A 17,814-nucleotide genomic window follows, 5' to 3' on the forward strand; every position below is an offset into this window, starting at 1 on the left:
ATGAATAATAACAACAAAGTTCAAGACGTTATGACGAAAAATGTAGCGACAGTTTCTCCTAACCAAACAGTTCAAGAAGCTGCGCAAATCATGAGCCAAAAAAATATTGGGGCTCTTCCAGTAGTGGAAAACGGTCAAGTAAAAGGAATGATCACGGACCGTGATATTACACTTCGTACATCGGCGCAAGGAAAAGATCCAGCTTCCACTCCTGTATCGGAAATAATGACGAATCGCGTGGTCACTGGTACGCCTAATATGAGCGTTCAAGAGGCGGCAAGTGTGATGGCGCAACATCAAATTCGTCGTTTGCCAATTGTCGAAAATAACCAAATTCAAGGAATTGTCGCTTTAGGCGATATCGCGACAAACAGCGCGTCCGATCAAGCGGCGGGACAAGCATTGACAAACATTTCTGAGCCGTCGCAACCACAAGGATAAAAAAATGAAGGGGCTGTCCGAAAAGTCGATTGAATCGACCTTGGGCTCAGCCCTTTTTTCTGTTTTTAGGGTACAAAAAAATCGTCCTTTTTTATAGAATGAAATTGACCAAAAAACATTCTACAGAAAGGACGATTTCTTATGAATAATCAAATGACTATTCAAGAAAATTATAACACGCAATTAGAAATGACTCTAGAGGGTATTCAAAAAATAGAGGTTCAAAAGAATAAGAAACGCAAAAAACTAGTTTTCCAACCTTATTGCAATCGTCAAGTCATGAGCATTTTAGATATCGAAATGTATATTCCTGAAAATCATGTCGCCCGTTTAGTGGATGAAATGGTGGAATCGATTCCGGATGAAGTGTTGTATACTCATTATGTTGGTGGGGGTCGTGCACCCTATCACCCTAAAATGTTATTGAAAGTGATTTTATATGCGTACACTCAAAATGTTTATTCAAGTCGGAAAATAGCGCAAATGGTGAAAGAAAATCTTCCGATGATGTGGTTGGCGGGATTGCAAACCCCTGACCATCGCACAATAAATGATTTTCGTAGTGTTCGTATGTCAAACATGATGGATTCTGTATTTGAACAATTTGTCCTTCAACTAGTAGAACAAGGACTTATCGACCTCGACCATATTTTTGTGGATGGTACGAAAATAGAAGCGAATGCCAACAAATATACGTTTGTATGGCGAAAATCCGTAGAAAAATATGATCAGAAACTACGAGCCAAAATTCAATCGTTTCTACAAGAAGCGCACCAAATCGCCTTGGAGGAATTAAAAGAAGAACAATTAGAAGAAGAATTAGAAAAATCATCGGCACAACTTTCTGAGAGAATAGAAGCTTTGGAAAAAGATTATAAACAGGAAGAAGACAAAGAAAGAAAAAAAGAACTTCGCTCTAAAAAATCCCAACTCACCAAACAACTGAAAACGATTCAAACGGATTATCTTCCACGATTACGAAAATACAAAGTACAAAAACAGATTCTAGGTGAACGAAATAGCTACTCGAAAACCGACCATGAGGCCACTTTTATGCGAATGAAAGAGGACCATATGAAAAACGGCCAACTCAAGGCGGGTTATAATGTTCAACTCGCCACACAACATCAATTTATCGTGGGATTTGAAATTTATCAAAATCCAGGAGATACTCGCTGTTTCCAACCATTTATGGAAAAGTTATTGGAATCGATGCCGAAGGAAAAGAAACTCAAGTATGTCATTGCCGATGCAGGATATGCGAGTGAAGAAAACTATTTATATGCGATTGGCGAAGAAAAAGAACCTCGTTTTGAATTATTAGCCCCATACCAAACCTATTTGAAGGAACAAAGTAAAAAGTTTAAAAAGGATTTATCAAAAGTACAAAACTGGAAATACATCGAAGAAGACGATTGCTTTATCTGTCCGAACAATCGGAAAGTCGTATTCAAGTATTATCAAAAAAGAAAAAATGCATCTGGATACATACAAGATTTGAAAGTGTACGAGTGTGAAGATTGTACGGATTGCCCGTTGAAGAATGGGTGTACGAAAGCCAAAGGAAATCGTCGAGTATATTGGAACACGATTTATGAAGAAATGAAAGCGAAAGCCAAAGCAGCTCTTGGTGACGAACAAAAGGCAGCTCTTTATGCGAAGCGTAAAGTGGATGTCGAAAGTGTGTTCGGTAACATCAAGGGCAATTTGCGTTTCACTCGATTTCTGTTACGGGGGCTTCATAAAGTCCGAACAGAATTCGGGATTGTGGCAATGGCCCACAACATACTGAAATGGGCCGCAAATTCCCAAACCAATTTCAAAAATAAGGAAACAGAGCGAATGGAAAAACTCATTGTTTTCTCCATTCGCTCTGTTTTTATGGACTTTTTAGACAAGCCCTTTTTCTTGTGCGCCCGGCATGGGTGTAATCTATAGGGTGAAAGTCCCGAGCTGCGAAGGCAGAAGTAGCAGTTAGCTTAACGCAAGGGTGTCCGTGGTGACGCGGAATCTGAAGGAAGCGAGCGGCAAACTTCCGGTCTGAGGAACACGAACTTCATATGAGGCTAGGTATCACTGGGTGAGTTTGCAAGACAAAACAAAGCCCTTTCTGCCGAAGGTGATACAGAGTAAATGAAGCAGATGGATGGAAGGAAAGATTACACTCTTACCCGGGGAGGTCTGGCTGGCACGCCAAGTAACCTTGGTAACCTATCTAGTGATAGATAGCTGAACAGTCAGAAGTCAGCAGAGGTCATAGTATTAGTTGGTCTAGAACAACTAAGAAGGACCGAACAATTAAGAGAGAATAGCCCTTGGCATTCAGTGAGTCATGATGAACACAGAAAACGTAGTACCTCACTTGAGGGAGGAAGCGGTGAATCCCGTGGGAGATCTCTTGGAGGGTGGAGTGACCACTGGCATAAAGAGAACAGCTATTCACGGAAGTTATAAAGACTTGCGTCAATTATCTTAATTGAACCGCCGTATACGGAACCGTACGTACGGTGGTGTGAGAGGACGGGAGTTAATCGCTCCCTCCTACTCGATTTATGAAGGATATTGTATGATGATAACGAATATATAAAGAAAGGGAGGGATGTCCGTTGGATTGGAAAAATAAATATGAACAATGGTTAGCACATAAGTCATTAGACAAAGAATTAAAGCGTTTATTAACAGAGCGTCAAGACGACCTGAAATGGCTGGAAGATTGTTTTTATAAAAACTTAGAATTTGGCACAGGCGGCATGCGGGGAGAAATTGGTCCGGGGACAAACCGGATGAACATATACACGATTCGGAAAGCATCAGAAGGTTTGGCGCGATACATAGAGTCCTTTGGCGAAGAAGCAAAAAAACGCGGTGTTGTCATTGCCTATGATTCGCGGCATAAGTCTCGGGAATTTGCGATGGAAGCAGCGAAAACATTGGCTACTCACGGCATTCAAACATATGTATTTGATGAGCTGAGACCAACGCCGGAGCTTTCGTTTGCTGTTCGTTATTTGCAAGCATTTTCCGGCATCGTCATCACCGCAAGCCATAATCCGCCAGAATATAATGGATATAAAGTATATGGATAAGATGGGGGGCAGCTTCCTCCAGACACGGCAGATGCGGTGATTCGATACGTCAATGAAGTGGAAAATGAACTTGATATCCATGTTGAGGACGAAGCAATTTTAAAAGAAAAAGGGCTCATTCAAATCATCGGCGAAGAAGTGGACAATGCTTATATTGACGCTGTAAAAACGGTCTCCCTTCAACCGAAGCTTGCGGAAGAAGTCGATATTCACATCGTTTTTACACCGCTTCACGGCACATCAAACAAACCGATTCGCCGCGCGTTAAAGGAACTTGGATACCGAAATGTATTTGTTGTTAAGGAACAAGAGCAGCCAGATCCGAACTTTTCCACAGTTGCATCGCCAAACCCAGAGGAGCATGCGGCATTTGCGTTAGCGATAGAGTACGGCAAAAAAGTCAATGCTGACTTGTTAATTGCGACAGACCCTGACGCCGACCGATTAGGGATTGCCGTAAAAAATGAAAAAGGCGACTATGTTGTATTGACCGGAAATCAAACAGGAGGCTTATTGCTTCATTACCTGCTATCCCAAAAGAAAGAAAAAGGGATATTGCTGCAAAATGGCGTGGTGCTAAAAACGATTGTAACCTCCGAGTTTGGCCGCGCGATTGCGCAATCTTTCGGCTTAGATACGGTGGATACATTAACAGGATTTAAATTTATCGGCGAAAAAATCAAAGAATATGAACAAACGGGGCAATATACGTTCCAATTTGGCTATGAGGAAAGCTACGGCTATTTAATCGGTGATTTTGCCCGCGACAAAGATGCGGTGCAAGCAGCGGTATTGGCTGCGGAGGTATGCGCATTTTACAAAAAACAAGGGATGTCTTTGTATGAAGGATTAATACAATTGTTTGACCAATACGGCTATTACCGGGAAGGACAGCAGTCATTAACGTTAAAAGGAAAAGAAGGAGCAGAAACGATTCAAGCGATTTTAACATCGTTCCGCAATGAGCCTCCGACAGAAGCAGCAGGAAAAAAAGTAACCGTGATCGAAGATTATAAAACGAAAGAACGGATCCATACGTTGACGGGCGAAAAAACAGTGATTACCCTTCCAACTTCCAACGTATTAAAGTATATATTGGAGGACGATTCATGGTTTTGCTTGCGTCCTTCGGGAACGGAGCCGAAAATCAAAGTGTATTTCGGTGTGAAGGGACAGTCATTGGCCGACAGTGAAGCAAAGCTGCAGCAACTTTCCAATGTAGTGATGAAACGAGTTCATGACTTTCTTCGCACTGCTTCGTTATCTTAACCGTAAATAAACGAACGCATACAGAAAGGATCATGCTATATGTTAACAAATCAAGTAGCGATTGTTACAGGGGCTTCTCGAGGAATCGGAAAAGCCGTTGCATTTCAATTAGCGGAGCAAGGAGCAAAATTGGCGCTGGCGGGAAGTTCTGAAGGGGTTTATGAAACGGAAAAAGAGCTGAAAGAAAAAGGATTCTCTTATGTGAAGGCGTTCCAAGTGGACGTTGCCAATGAACAGCAGATGCAAAAGATGGTCACAGAAGTATTAGAAGAGTTTGGACAAATCGATATTCTCGTCAACAATGCAGGAATCGGATTTTTTAAAGAAGTGGAAGAGACGACCGTGGAAGAATGGGAGCGCATCTTTGCCGTCAATGTTCAAGGTGTGTTTATTGGGGTAAAAGCCGTGCTTCCGCATATGAAAGAAAGAAAATCGGGAACAATTATTACCATTTCTTCCGATGTCGGCCGCTACACGATTCCGAACGGGGCGGCATACACCGCGACCAAATACGCCGTTCAAGGATTTTCCGGTTCGCTTGCGCAGGAAGTAAGAAAGTACGGCATTCGCGTTGGCACGATTAACCCGGGAATGGTTGATACGTACTTTGCTAATTCGATTCAAGGCGTTCCGGAAAAACGCGATTGGCTGAAAGCCGAAGATGTCGCAAAAGCGGTCGTGTATATGGCAAGCGCTCCAAAGCATATGCTTATTGATGAGATTATTCTTCATCCGCTCATTCAACAATATCCTATTGCATAAGACAAAAAAGACAATGCCGATGGCGGCGTTGTCTTTTTTTCTATACGATTGGAGCGAAGGGGGAAGAAAAATGAGCAAGGACAAGCAGGATATTCAAGAATTGCTTACATTAAAATCCATTGCCGAAACATTGAATGAGTGCAATGATTTAAAGGAAATGCTGCAGACGGTATTAAAGGAATTAATACAAGTGATGAAACTGCAATGCGGCTGGATTTTTTTTGTTCATCCAAAAGAAGGATACTCTCTTATTGCTGACTATCAATTACCTCCTGCACTGACATGGGAAAATAAGAAGCCGATGTGCGAAGGAGGCTGTTGGTGTTTGGAACGGTACAGAGATGGGCGGCTGCAGCGGGCAGCGAATGTCATTGAATGCAAGCGGCTTGAAAAGGCAATCGAAGAGCAATGGGGAGATACCAATGGCGTTACCCACCACGCGAGCATTCCTCTTCGTGCAGGGGATGAGAAATTTGGAGTGCTCAATGTAGCTGCTCCGCATAAAACGAGCTTTACAAATGAGGAACTGGCATTATTAGAAGCGGTTGCTTATCAAATCGGGACAGCAATAAAGCGAATCAAGCTCGCCGAAAATGAACAAAATCTCGCGTTAATAGCAGAACGCAACCGCTTAGCGCGAGATTTGCACGATTCGGTGAGCCAATTATTATTTTCGCTGCAGTTGACGGCCCGCGGCGCAAAAGAAATGACTCAAGGCGAAACAATAAAAGATACGTTCGCCTACATTCAGCAATTAGCGCAAGAAGCCCTTCAGGAAATGCGGGCGCTTATTTGGCAGCTTCGTCCGCACGGGTTAGAACATGGGCTAGCCAACGCCTTTCAGCATTACGGAGATATGCTCGGGTTAAAAGTAACCGTGGATATTAACGGACTGATCGATTTATCTAATGAAGTCGAAGAGTGTTTATGGCGCGTGGGACAAGAAGCATTGAATAACTGCAAAAAACACGCGGGAGTGTCTGAGGTTGATATGGCGATCCACGTCCAAAAGCACTATGTCCATATGAAAATACATGATGAGGGATGCGGATTTTCCAAGACGGATGGACATCCTTTTTCTCTCGGCTTAAATAGTATGAAAGAGAGGCTTCAGAGCCATGCCATTCTCCTTGACGGACTTTTCTCTCGGCTTAAATAGTATGAAAGAGAGGGTCGCATCGTTAAATGGAGAAATTCATATTAAAAGTGCCGCAGGAGAAGGAACGGCGATTGATGTCATCATTCCGTTGAAAAAGGGGAGAGGATAATGGGGATCAATGTACTTATTGTGGATGATCATCATGTTGTTCGGCGAGGATTAGCATTTTTCCTCAACACGCAAAAAGAAATTAACGTAGTCGGTGAAGCGTCCAATGGAAAAGAAGCGGTGGAACGGGTGAAAGAACTGCAACCAGATGTCGTGTTAATGAATTTGGTCATGCCGGTTATGGATGGCGTGGAAGCCACGAAAAAAATAAAGGAGCTGTCTCCTCATACGAAAATTCTCATTTTAACAAGCTTTTCTGATGTGGATCATGTTATTCCCGCCATTCGTGCCGGCGCGTCGGGGTATCAATTGAAGGATGTAGAACCAGATCAGTTAGTACAAGTGATTATATCTGTGTACCGAGGCGAAAATCAGCTTCACCCGAAAGTCACCACGCATTTAATGACTCATGTGTCAAAGGGAGGGGATCGTAAGGAACAACTTATTGAAGTATTGACGAAGAGGGAAAAAGAAGTGCTTGCGGAAATTGCGAAAGGAAAAAGCAATAAAGAGATTGCCGCAGCATTAATGATTACAGAAAAAACGGTCAAAACGCATGTATCCAATATACTGGCTAAGTTAAATCTTGCGGATCGCACCCAAGCGGCTCTTTATGCTGTAAAACATCTCAGACTTTAGTTGTATTTTGAGGCTTCGGCTACTTTCGTATGTACAGCTCCCCCGATTTGCCGGTGAAAGAAGCCATTCCTTTGATTACACTATAATCAGAAAAACAAGGAAAAAAGGAGAGAAATGCCACGCATATCGTTGTAGTGAACGGAAGTTAATAGAGCTTATGAGGGGGATGACGAAAATATGACGAGGCAAGCAATCAAGAATGCTCTCAAGGATGTTCTTGACAAAGTTTTGGATAAAGCTGTAGGCAGGGCTGGAGGCGTACCAGGAGTGGTTGCAATGATAACTGATCGCGAGGGCAACATCTACGAAGGTGCAGCCGGGGTGCGCGAACTCGGAAAGGAAACGCCGATGACCACCGACACAGTGTTTGCTCTTTTCTCGACCACTAAAGCCATCACCGGCACAGTATTGATGCAATTGGTCGAGGAAGGAAAAGTCAGTCTCGACGATCCAGTCAAAAAGTATGTTCCTGAGATTGCCGAGATTAAGGTTCTTGAGGGATTTGACGCTGACGGGCAGCCTAAAGCCATCTCTCCTCACCGAAGCAAAATAAAGCTGCCGAGAAATGAACGGCAGCTTTTGTCTATTTCAGCAAATATACGCGTGCTTCATACGGTTTCAGCTTAAAGCGTGTTGCGTTTTTATGCGGTTTTACATCATAGTTTTGCAGCACCAAATTTTCTGAGCTTAATCGAATGCCATCATATCGATACAGCGCTGGTTTATCGCTTAAATTGACAATAACCACCGCTTTTTCGTTTCCAAGCGTTCTTGTGTACGCATAAATCGTCGGATGCTTTTCTAAAATCAAATCGTACGTTCCATAAATAAACACTTCGTTCTCCTTGCGAAGCCGAATCATTTTTTTGTAAAACTGAAGGACGGAGTTCGGGTCGCGCAATTGCGCCTCGACGTTAATGGTCTTATAGTTTTCGTTCACTTTCATCCATGGCGTTCCCGTCGTAAACCCCGCGTTTGGCGCGTCGGACCATTGCATTGGGGTTCGCGAATTGTCGCGCCCTGTTTTCCAAATCACTTTCATAATTTCTTCATGGGAGCGACCCTTTTCCCGTTCGATTTGATACATTCTTTTAATAGCAACATCATTGTAGTCTTCAATATTCGAAAATTGGACGTTCGTCATCCCAATCTCCTGTCCTTGATAAATAAACGGTGTTCCTTGCATCAAAAAGTACATCGCACCAAGCGCCTTCGCACTTTCGGTAAGGTACTCCTTATCATTTCCCCATGTCGAGACAGAACGAGGCTGATCGTGGTTTTCTAAAAACAATGCGTTCCAGCCGCGGTTTTCCAGCCCTTTTTGCCATTTTGTCAACGTACGCTTTAATTGGCGCACATCCACTCCGCCATTCGTTCCTTTTTGCCATAACCCTAAATGTTCAAACTGGAAGATCATATTGAAAATACTGTTTTCCTCACCGACCCATTCTTCCGCGTCCTCGACGGTAACGCCATTCGCTTCTCCAACCGTCATAATATCATAGCGTGCAAACGTTTGCATTTTGAGCTCTCTTAAATAATCCATAATTCCCTCTTGGTTCATATGGCCAGCAAAAGACGGAACATAATCTAGCCCTTTCGGATTCGGCAAATCCGGCAATCCCGGCTTTTTCTTAATATGTGAAATGGCATCCACTCGAAATCCATCAATTCCTTTATCCAGCCACCAATTAATCATTTTATACAACGCTTGGCGCACTTCTTCGTTTTCCCAGTTTAAATCCGGCTGCTTTACATCAAATATGTGCAAGTAATATTGATCAGTTTTCGGATCGTACTCCCACGCCGATCCACCAAAGATGCTTTCCCAGTTGTTCGGCTCTTTGCCATTTTTTCCATCACGCCAAATGTACCAATCCCGTTTCGGATTATCCCTTGATGAACGCGATTCAATAAACCATGGGTGTTCATCGCTTGTATGGTTAATGACTAAATCTAAAATCACTTTCATGCCGCGCCGGTGAATTTCCTCGAGCAATAAATCAAAGTCTTCCATTGTCCCGAATTCTTCCATAATCGCATGATAATCGCTAATATCATATCCGTTATCGGCATTTGGCGACTTGTAAATTGGACAAATCCATATGATATCGATTCCAAGGTCTTTTAAATAGTCAAGCTTCTCGATAATTCCGCGAAGATCTCCAATTCCATCGCCATTTGAATCCATGAAGCTTCTCGGATAAATTTGATACGCGACTCCTTCTTTCCACCAAGCTTTCTTCACGGCTGTATCCTCCTCTTTTTGTGCATACGTTTTCACTATTAACTGTACACTACATGATGCCAATATACAATCTTTTTTGCAAAAAAGAAGGCAGCCTTCTTTTGTATACATAGAAAGCTGCGCTTTTTCTATTCTTACTCTGTTTTGGAGCGATTCGCCTCGTAAATTTTTAAATTATGGTACGCCAATTTTAACAGTGGCGTTTCGATTTCGTATTGTTCCGCCAATGAAAGCAAATATCCTTGCAAATGATCCGCTTCAATGAGTTGTCCTTTTTCCATATCCCGCTGCATCGATGATTTCATCGTCGCTTCTATTCGGTTTAATTGCGCCAGTTGTTTTTCTTCGATATCATCGCGGCAATTGGTGCTCCATGAGCCCGCATCACGGCCGCAATCTCTTTTAGCAATCCGAAAATAATTTCTTGTCCGTACTTTCCAGAACGAATTGGTCCAATCGGCGCTCGAAACAGCGTCGTCACCCCTGACATTGTCGCGATAAATAAATATTTATTCCACATATCTGTCGCAATATGCTCGCTTAAACGAAAACGGGCGTTGCAGCCGGAAAATAATTGTTCCAACGCAAGAACGCGCTCCGTCCGCTCCCCGGACCATTCCCCAAATCGAACATCATGGGAAGCGCTTGTTTGCGCGATTTCTCCATGCTCATTCAGCGTTGTTTCAATAAAACAAAGCCCTCCTAACACGTTTTCCTTTCCAAACTCATTCCAAAGTATTTCCATATGCGCCATGCCGTTTAACAGCGGTAAAATCATCGTTTTTTCTCCAACATACGGTTTCACATCGCGAATCGCTTCCGGCAAATGGTATGCTTTGTTGGAAAAAATGACGACATCAAACGGCTCGGCTTGCTCACCCGTTACAAGCAGCTTCGGAGACAGCACCGCATCGCCGTGAACGCTATGAATCACTAGTCCCTTCTCTTGCAGCTGCTTTTTTCTTCGCTTGCGAACAAGAAATGTCACGTCCACTCCTTTTTCGAGCAATCTTCCGCCGAAATAACCGCCAACCGCGCCTGCACCGACTACAAGTATACGCATATATTTATTCCCCCTTATAAAACAAAAAGAAAGTTATTTTTCTTATGACAAAACAGTGAATGAACAGGAAAACACAAACGAAAAAGCTCGTCCTCATTTAACTTGAAATAAATACGAAAAAGGAAAAAAGGGGAATAGTTTCCCCTTTTTATGTCAGCAACAGCGTGATACTTTTCCGCCTTTGCCGTTATAGCGCGCTTCCTGCACTTCGCAGAAAAACTCTTTTCTTGATTTTATCGGCTCTCCTGGATGATGTGTTTTCATATGTTCTACATATTTCTCGTAGTTTGGAACACCAACCAGCACCTGCAACCAATGAAGCACAAATGCGGCAAATCATTATGAACGACTACAATAATGCCGATATATCCAAAATGATCGATAAAATAATGTAAATAATGCTCCACCATTATGCGTAAGTGGCTTCATACGATTCTTAACGGGAATCGTCGCTAGACATATTGCAAAGCAATATGGAGCGCAGCTTATCTGATGTGGCGGTGGTTTTTGGAGTAAAAGGAGTCCAGCTTGCGCACCATAGTTTGTCTGTGCGGAAAGTAAAACATCATTTTCCTTCGTTGTCTATCGGTTGTTCGGTTCATTCGATCGCGGAAGCGATGGAAGCGGAAGAAAGCGGTGCTGATTATTGTATATACGGCCACGTTTTTGCTACTGGAAGCAAAGTAGGGGTACCGCCGCGCGGAATAGAATCATTGCGAAGTGTCGTCAATCACGTGAATATTCCTGTTATCGCGATTGGCGGCATCCATTCCAATAATGCAGAACAAGTACTGAAAGCTGGTGCGCAAGGGATTGCCGTCATGTCAGCGGTATTTTTTGCCGACGATCCTGTTAGCGAAGCAAAGAAACTCGCAAAAATTGTGAAGAAAATGGTATGAATGTGGAGGAAATCGTTAGGAAAAAGAGAAGAGGGGATTTAAATGGAACGTTATCATTATGACGTTGTGATCGTTGGCGGCGGAATTATTGGCGCTTCTATTGCTTTTCAGTTGGCGAAACGTCATTTTCGCGTCGGTGTGCTCGAAAAAGGGCGGATTGCGAGCCAATCGTCAAGCGCGGCGGCAGGAATGCTTGGGGCGCAATCTGAATTTTTCGAAGAAAGTCCGCTTATTCCTCTCGCGATCAAAAGCAGGGGCATGACTCCTAAGCTTGCGGAGGAATTAAAGGAACTCACCGGAATCGACATTGGGCTTGTACAGAAAGGCATGTTGAAAGTGGCAGTAACGGAGGAAGAAGCAGCCGCCCTTCGCCGTCATTACGAATTTTGGCAGCATACCGATTATCCAGTACGATGGCTGTCGGTGGATGAGGCAGCGGAAATAGAGCCGAATGTTTCCCGTGATTTAGCGGGCGCGATGTACATCCCATCAGACGGACAAGTGAGCGCTTCTGATTTCGCTATCGCTTTTGCGAATGCCTCGATTGTCTATGGAGCAAAGTGGCATGAGTATACGGAAGTCATCGATTTACAACGAGCAGATTATTCATACATGATTCACACCAATCATGGAACGATCGCAGCCGATGTTGTGGTTATTGCGGCAGGAGCATGGTCTTCGCGTGTTCTTGCCAAAACGGGCATATCGCTGCCGATGTATCCAGTCAAAGGGGAATGTCTTCTTGTAAAAACAGAAAAACCGTTAATTCAAGCGACCGTATTTGCGAAAAACGGTTGTTATATCGTTCCAAAACGAGGAAATCGCCTGTTGATAGGGGCAACTTCGACACCGCACACATTTGACCGAAAAGTATCGATTCATGGAATCATGAATTTGCTTGAACGTGCGCATCATCTTCTTCCAGAAATGAAAAATGCGGAATGGGAAAAAGCGTGGAGCGGCATCCGCCCGCAAACGAGCGATGGCTTGCCATACATAGGGGAGCATCCGTGCTATCCGAATGTATGGATCGCGACAGGTCATTACCGAAACGGAATTTTGTTAAGTCCGATTACCGGCGTATTGTTAGCCGATCTCATTGAAGGAAAAGGAAGCGAGGTCGACCTTGCTCCATTTTCACTTACAAGACATCAAGCAAAGGTGGGAAAGTGATGGAACTCATTATTAACGGCGAATCGATTCATGTTCCAGATGAAGTGAAAACGGTTAGCGATTTGCTTGCCCATTTTCAGTTAAACAATAAAATTGCGATTGTCGAAGTAAATTTAACGATTATCCCAAAACAGCAATATGAAACAGCGGTGTTATGCAACGGCGATAAAGTAGAAATCGTTCATTTTGTAGGAGGCGGTTGATATGTTAAAAATCGGGCCATATGAATTTCAATCAAGATTGTTGCTAGGAACAGGAAAATATCCAGACTTGGAAGTACAAAAGCAAGCAGTGGAAGTGTCAGGTGCGGAAATTTTAACGTTTGCTGTTCGACGCATGAACATTTTTGAACCAAACCAGCCTAATTTTTTGGAAAATTTAGATCTTACCTGAATCCGTGACAAAACATCTTTACAATGGTCGCAAACCGTTGATACGATAAGGGAAAACGACGTTGACGATTCTTCATCAAGTAGGTGATGTGATGAAAGATTTCCCGATTCGGTTTGTATTGACAGATGAAGCGATTACCCCAAGTGCTGGGCTTGCTCTCGTTGGCTACTTACTCCATCGAACGAAACTGGATAAACGGGTAAACGCACTTCGGCTTCCAACGGTTCGTCGAGAAGTGCACATTTCCCATAGCGATGTCATTCGCTCGATGATTGGCTTGCTTGCCACAGGAAAAACGGATTTCGATCATATCGAAGCGTATCGTCAGGACGATATCTTTTCGGCATCGATGGGGATTCAGCACGTGCCTTCCTCTCCAACCTTGCGACAACGACTCGATCAGCTCGCTTGTCTTCCGATGACCGAAACGATTCTTTGGGAGGAGTCCATACGTCTGTTGATTCAACGACATGCCACTTTGTCCCCTTGTTGGACCAAAGGAAAGACGACATGGCTTCCCCTTGATATAGATGGTTCCCCATTTGACAACTCCGATACGAAAAAAGAAGGAGTCAGTCGAACGTATAAAGGATTTGACGGTTTTACACCGTTGTTTGCGTATGCAGGGAAGGAAGGGTATCTCGTTCATGCCGAGTTGCGTCCAGGGAAACAACATGTGCAAGACAACATGCCCTCGTTTTTAGTCACCGCTATCCGTCGAGCTCGTCAACTGACTTCATCTCGTCTGCTTGTTCGCATGGATGCAGGAAACGATGCAGAAGCGAATGTGCACGTATGCCTAAAGGAAGACGTGGACTTTGTCATCAAGCGAAACTTACGCCGAGAATCGAAAGCGCTTTGGTTCCAGATCGCTTCGCAAAAGGGCAAACGTGTCGATGATGGACAAAGCGAAGGAGTACAAACCTATGAGCTATGCCTTCCACAGAAGGCAGCGATCGATGGGAACACGTATACGTACGTTCAAGTCACCCAAGTGACGGAACGGACGATGGAACGCAATGGACAGCTGATGCTCGTTCCTGATTATGAAGTGGAAAGCTATTGGGTGCGGCTCAAAGGATACGAGCATGTTCGAATGAGCGATGTGCTCGCGTTGTATCATGACCATGCGACATGCGAACAGTTTCATAGCGAACTGAAGAGCGACTTAGATTTAGAGCGGCTTCCATCTGGGAAGATGAAAACGAATGCGCTCGTGTTGGTCATGGGAGCCTTCGTTTACAATCTTCTTCGTCTGATTGGACAAGATCTATTAAGCGATCCGAGACATCCGTTGCACCACAAAGTGAAACGCCGCCGCATCAAGACGATTATTCAGACGGTGATCACGATGGCAGGGCGACTCGTCCGTCGATCACGACAGATCTGGATGAAACTGACGCGAAGGAGTGGCTATAGCGAGCCCCTACTGAACGTCTATCAGAAATGGAGAGAGGCAAGATAACGAACGAATGTTCGGGAACTGATGTCCAACGTCACTCCCTGTGCTTTTTTGTCTATTTTTTTGGTTCGTATACCTAAAAAAGAGATTTGTTCCATTTTCGGAAATAGAGATGACATAGGTCATAAGCATAAAAGGGGTTTTATGGATTATCAATCCATCAAAATTACAACAAAATCAAAGTCGATTTCAATTCATCACGGATTCAGGATTTTTTTATGGTAATTTTTGACGTTTTATGGTTGAGGATATTAGGGAATATGTAAAATAAGGTATTGTTTTAGTAGGAGGAAACATCATGAACATTTGCCCGCTATGCAACGGATTACGTAATGTGGCAGTGCATTGTTCGCGCTGTCAGAAGCAAATGGTGGATCAAGGAAAAATTACGGATTATTTTGATGATTACAGCCCGTATATGGATATTGATATGATGAAATTGGTCGATGGGTATCCGAAGACATTGATTCGGCACGAATGTGTGCATCTTTTTTATTGTCTGCATTGCTGTCACGAAGAAGTGCGGTTTATTAAAGAATAGGCTCTAGCATCATCGCTAGAGCCTGTGCAATATTTTGGGGAACGATATCGTTATTTTTCATCCGCAGAAAGGATTCGTTTTTCCGTTTCGATATCGAAAAAGTGTGCTTTGTTCATATCTAAGGCAAGGTCTAATTGGTGGCCTGGCTTGATTTCTGTGCGGGCATCGATGCGTGCGACAAATTCTTGTCCATTAATATTGGAATAAATCATCGATTCTGCACCAAGCAGCTCGGCTACCTCAACGCGGGCGGTAATTTTCGTATTTGGCGATGCTTCAAGGAAGAGTGGTTCATCATGGATGTCTTCTGGGCGAATGCCTAAAATGACTTCTTTACCAATATAGCCCTGGTCACGAAGCACTTTCATTTTTCCTTCTGGAACGCTAATAGTAATATTACCAATGACAAACTTGCCATCTTGCAATGTTCCTTTTAAGAAGTTCATCGCTGGAGAGCCGATAAAGCCACCGACGAAAATATTTTCTGGTTTTTCATATACTTCCCTCGGTGTGCCGACTTGCTGGATGACACCATCTTTCATGACAACAAGCCGTGTTGCCATTGTCATCGCTTCCGTTTGATCATGTGTGACGTAAATCGTTGTTGTTTCTAAACGCTGATGTAATTTAGCGATTTCGGAACGCATTTGCACACGAAGTTTTGCATCCAAGTTCGAAAGCGGTTCGTCCATTAGAAATACTTTTGCGTCGCGGACGATGGCGCGTCCTAATGCCACCCGTTGTCGTTGGCCGCCAGAAAGCGCTTTTGGCTTGCGATCTAAGTATTGCTCAAGGCCAAGAATGCGCGCTGCTTCGCGGACGCGGCGTTCGATTTCTGCTTTTGGGAATTTCCGTAATTTTAAGCCAAACGCCATGTTATCGTAAACGCTCATATGCGGATAAAGCGCGTAGTTTTGGAATACCATCGCAATATCGCGGTCTTTTGGCGCGACATCATTCATGCGCTTGCCGTCAATATATAAGTCGCCTTTTGAAATTTCCTCAAGACCGGCAATCATTCGCAATGTTGTCGATTTGCCGCAGCCGGATGGACCGACAAAGACGATAAATTCCTTATCTTTAATATGTAGGTTAAAATCTTTTACAGCGATTACGTTGTTATCGTAAATTTTATAAATGTGCTCTAAACGAAGCTCTGCCATATTCTCACTCCCCCTATTAGAAAACGTTTTCAACTGCTTTAAGCGTACCGAAAATAGCAGAATTCGTAAATGGACAACATGCACAAAAAAAGAGGGAGATTTCAGGCAAGATGACGAATAGACGGACTATGCGCTTGCCTCGTATGGTGATCCTGGCTTTACTGTAGTTCAATTGTCCGCATATTGCTGTAATAATATTGCTAAATACACAGCGACAGCTCCTTTAAAATGTTTAATATCGATTCCTGTTTTTTCAATAAATTTATCAATGCGATATTGTAAACTGTTGCGGTGCATATATAACTTTTTTGCCGCTAAGGAAACGTTTAGATTGCATTGAAAAAACGTTTTGATGATATGAAGTGACTCGTCATCCAATGTTTCGAGAAAAGGAAGCGACTTCTTGATCATTTCAAGTTCCGAGGAACCATGGATAAGCAATAGCGGAATCACATCTTCCATCTGATATACCGTTTGTGTTGGCATATACGTTTGTGCTAGCTGGAAACATTGTTTTTCGTGGCAAAATAATTCATAAAGATGGTCACCATATGGATGGATGTGCCCGATAAATAGATGAATGGTGATATAAAAATCGGTAGATAATGTATCAATAATTTCAGCAAACGGCAAAGGATCTAGGGTTGGTTTTTGTTTTTTTTCAATAATGACACCTCGGTAGTCGTGTTCCCAAACGATAATAATATGTTCGGAAAACAACCCGCTGATGACATCGAAAAAATCATCTTTGTTGACAACAGAACCTTTTATGAAAAAATGAATAAAGCGATAATACGGGGAGTGGGAGGAAAAATGCTGCAGCAACGTTGAATCTCCATGCGTGACCCAACGATGCCACGCCATTTCTTCATCGCTAATCGTACGGCTGACATCGGGAATCGGCGTGAGAAAAATCGATAATAGCTGTTTTTCCTGTTTCGATAGACGTTGTTTGCAAATTCCAATTTTATCTCCATCTTTTGTATAAAACCATTCATATGCATCAGTGTCGGCTACTTGTTCATTAATGACGATTGCATCCTTATAGTAGGATTTTAGCTGTTTGAGCATGGCGATGTTTCCTTTCTACATCTGAATGATTCCTTTCACTTATTATACAAAAAGAAAAACCGATTTTCCCAATAAAAAGGAAAATCGGTTTTTGAATGGCTACGTTGTTTCATGAGGAGGTTCTTCTTTTGCTAAGTCGCGCGCTTCCTCGATGTTTACGGCATCACCGTGGCCATGGACATAGCCCCCTGCCAATCCCTCATTGATCATACGGTCGATATCCATATAGTGTTCATCGCGTCCTTCATATTGGGAATCTTGATAATTCCGTTTGTTTCGTTCCGTCATAATGCGTCCCTCCTTGTTTTTTGTAGTTTGTATTATAAAAGCATAGATT

General features: G+C 43.2%; 15 protein-coding genes and 4 pseudogenes. 13 read left to right on the plus strand and 6 right to left on the minus strand.

From position 1 onward, the window contains the following. The 7 genes and pseudogenes from NST97_RS03240 to NST97_RS03270 all read left to right on the plus strand — a co-directional run bounded on the left by NST97_RS03240 (nt 1) and on the right by NST97_RS03270 (nt 8,091). A complete protein-coding gene (locus NST97_RS03240) occupies nt 1-441 on the plus strand; it encodes a CBS domain-containing protein (protein WP_062756343.1) in 441 nt (146 codons plus the stop codon). A gap of 141 nt (nt 442-582) precedes the next feature. Then, nucleotides 583-2,379, plus strand: a complete 1,797-nt coding sequence (locus tag NST97_RS03245) for an IS1182 family transposase (RefSeq protein WP_341342924.1) — start codon at nt 583-585, stop codon at nt 2,377-2,379. Nucleotides 2,380-3,047: 668 nt separating this feature from the next. After that, a pseudogene (locus tag NST97_RS03250) lies at nt 3,048-4,796 on the plus strand (phospho-sugar mutase). Nucleotides 4,797-4,835: 39 nt separating this feature from the next. Further along, nucleotides 4,836-5,558, plus strand: coding sequence for an SDR family oxidoreductase (locus tag NST97_RS03255; RefSeq protein ID WP_094245749.1), 723 nt, complete (start codon nt 4,836-4,838; stop codon nt 5,556-5,558). 193 nt (nt 5,559-5,751) lie between these two features. Then, a complete protein-coding gene (locus NST97_RS03260) occupies nt 5,752-6,717 on the plus strand; it encodes a GAF domain-containing sensor histidine kinase (protein WP_420534723.1) in 966 nt (321 codons plus the stop codon). A gap of 108 nt (nt 6,718-6,825) precedes the next feature. Next, entirely contained in the window at nt 6,826-7,464 is a 639-nt protein-coding gene (locus NST97_RS03265; protein WP_339195602.1) for a response regulator transcription factor, read from the plus strand. A 177-nt stretch (nt 7,465-7,641) separates the two neighbouring features. After that, a complete protein-coding gene (locus NST97_RS03270) occupies nt 7,642-8,091 on the plus strand; it encodes a serine hydrolase domain-containing protein (protein ID WP_339195604.1) in 450 nt (149 codons plus the stop codon). Here the strand turns inward: NST97_RS03270 and NST97_RS03275 are convergent. The 3 genes and pseudogenes from NST97_RS03275 to NST97_RS03285 form a co-directional block, all read right to left on the minus strand. Beyond that, on the minus strand, nt 8,048-9,712 hold the full coding sequence (locus NST97_RS03275; protein ID WP_339195606.1) for a glycoside hydrolase family 13 protein: 1,665 nt from the start codon (nt 9,710-9,712) through the stop codon (nt 8,048-8,050). The two genes, NST97_RS03270 and NST97_RS03275, sit on opposite strands and share 44 nt — an antisense overlap. 134 nt (nt 9,713-9,846) lie before the next feature. Beyond that, nucleotides 9,847-10,775: pseudogene (panE, locus tag NST97_RS03280) on the minus strand (2-dehydropantoate 2-reductase). 153 nt (nt 10,776-10,928) lie between these two features. Continuing rightward, nucleotides 10,929-11,099 (minus strand): YbdD/YjiX family protein, encoded by a 171-nt coding sequence (locus tag NST97_RS03285; RefSeq protein WP_094245753.1) that lies wholly within the window; start codon nt 11,097-11,099, stop codon nt 10,929-10,931. A gap of 167 nt (nt 11,100-11,266) precedes the next feature. On the opposite strand from NST97_RS03285, the pseudogene NST97_RS03290 reads away from it, so the two are divergent. The 6 genes and pseudogenes from NST97_RS03290 to NST97_RS03315 all read left to right on the plus strand — a co-directional run. Next, nucleotides 11,267-11,674 (plus strand): annotated as a pseudogene (locus tag NST97_RS03290) (DUF561 domain-containing protein); the annotation flags it as partial. A 42-nt stretch (nt 11,675-11,716) separates the two neighbouring features. Then, a complete protein-coding gene (gene thiO, locus NST97_RS03295; RefSeq protein WP_309218821.1) occupies nt 11,717-12,847 on the plus strand; it encodes a glycine oxidase ThiO in 1,131 nt (376 codons plus the stop codon). Further along, on the plus strand, nt 12,847-13,050 hold the full coding sequence (thiS, locus tag NST97_RS03300; protein ID WP_062753947.1) for a sulfur carrier protein ThiS: 204 nt from the start codon (nt 12,847-12,849) through the stop codon (nt 13,048-13,050). Before thiO ends, thiS begins: the two co-directional genes overlap by 1 nt. A gap of 1 nt (nt 13,051) precedes the next feature. Next, nucleotides 13,052-13,237: pseudogene (locus tag NST97_RS03305) on the plus strand (thiazole synthase); the annotation flags it as partial. Between the two features lie 94 nt (nt 13,238-13,331). Next, complete coding sequence (locus NST97_RS03310; protein ID WP_044899598.1) at nt 13,332-14,705, plus strand: IS1380-like element ISGsp2 family transposase; 1,374 nt, start codon at nt 13,332-13,334, stop codon at nt 14,703-14,705. 295 nt (nt 14,706-15,000) lie between these two features. Next, entirely contained in the window at nt 15,001-15,243 is a 243-nt protein-coding gene (locus NST97_RS03315) for a hypothetical protein (RefSeq protein ID WP_062753933.1), read from the plus strand. A gap of 50 nt (nt 15,244-15,293) precedes the next feature. On the opposite strand, the gene NST97_RS03320 is transcribed toward NST97_RS03315, so the two are convergent. The 3 genes from NST97_RS03320 to NST97_RS03330 form a co-directional block, all read right to left on the minus strand. Continuing rightward, nucleotides 15,294-16,406 carry an ABC transporter ATP-binding protein gene (locus NST97_RS03320; protein ID WP_339211489.1) on the minus strand — a complete coding sequence of 371 codons (1,113 nt, stop codon included), beginning with the start codon at nt 16,404-16,406 and terminating at the stop codon, nt 15,294-15,296. A gap of 168 nt (nt 16,407-16,574) precedes the next feature. Then, the gene (locus NST97_RS03325; RefSeq protein ID WP_205424048.1) at nt 16,575-17,477 is read right to left on the minus strand and encodes a PucR family transcriptional regulator; all 903 of its coding nucleotides are present in this window, start codon (nt 17,475-17,477) and stop codon (nt 16,575-16,577) included. Nucleotides 17,478-17,576: 99 nt separating this feature from the next. Next, on the minus strand, nt 17,577-17,765 hold the full coding sequence (locus NST97_RS03330; protein WP_012749319.1) for a hypothetical protein: 189 nt from the start codon (nt 17,763-17,765) through the stop codon (nt 17,577-17,579). Between the last annotated feature and the right edge of the window lie 49 nt (nt 17,766-17,814).

It is taken from the genome of Aeribacillus sp. FSL K6-1305, from assembly GCF_038050115.1.
Taxonomy (GTDB): Bacteria; Bacillota; Bacilli; order Bacillales; family Aeribacillaceae; genus Aeribacillus; species Aeribacillus composti.

Coding starts and splice junctions, on each gene's coding strand:
- NST97_RS03260 (WP_420534723.1), top strand. CDS start 5,752: ATGAAACTGCAATGCGGCTGGATTTTTTTTGTTCATCCAAAAGAAGGA.
- NST97_RS03240 (WP_062756343.1), top strand. CDS start 1: ATGAATAATAACAACAAAGTTCAAGACGTTATGACGAAAAATGTAGCG.
- NST97_RS03270 (WP_339195604.1), top strand. CDS start 7,642: ATGACGAGGCAAGCAATCAAGAATGCTCTCAAGGATGTTCTTGACAAA.
- NST97_RS03310 (WP_044899598.1), top strand. CDS start 13,332: ATGAAAGATTTCCCGATTCGGTTTGTATTGACAGATGAAGCGATTACC.
- NST97_RS03315 (WP_062753933.1), top strand. CDS start 15,001: ATGAACATTTGCCCGCTATGCAACGGATTACGTAATGTGGCAGTGCAT.
- thiO (WP_309218821.1), top strand. CDS start 11,717: ATGGAACGTTATCATTATGACGTTGTGATCGTTGGCGGCGGAATTATT.
- NST97_RS03255 (WP_094245749.1), top strand. CDS start 4,836: ATGTTAACAAATCAAGTAGCGATTGTTACAGGGGCTTCTCGAGGAATC.
- NST97_RS03245 (WP_341342924.1), top strand. CDS start 583: ATGAATAATCAAATGACTATTCAAGAAAATTATAACACGCAATTAGAA.
- thiS (WP_062753947.1), top strand. CDS start 12,847: ATGGAACTCATTATTAACGGCGAATCGATTCATGTTCCAGATGAAGTG.
- NST97_RS03320 (WP_339211489.1), bottom strand. CDS start 16,406: ATGGCAGAGCTTCGTTTAGAGCACATTTATAAAATTTACGATAACAAC.
- NST97_RS03325 (WP_205424048.1), bottom strand. CDS start 17,477: ATGCTCAAACAGCTAAAATCCTACTATAAGGATGCAATCGTCATTAAT.
- NST97_RS03265 (WP_339195602.1), top strand. CDS start 6,826: ATGGGGATCAATGTACTTATTGTGGATGATCATCATGTTGTTCGGCGA.
- NST97_RS03330 (WP_012749319.1), bottom strand. CDS start 17,765: ATGACGGAACGAAACAAACGGAATTATCAAGATTCCCAATATGAAGGA.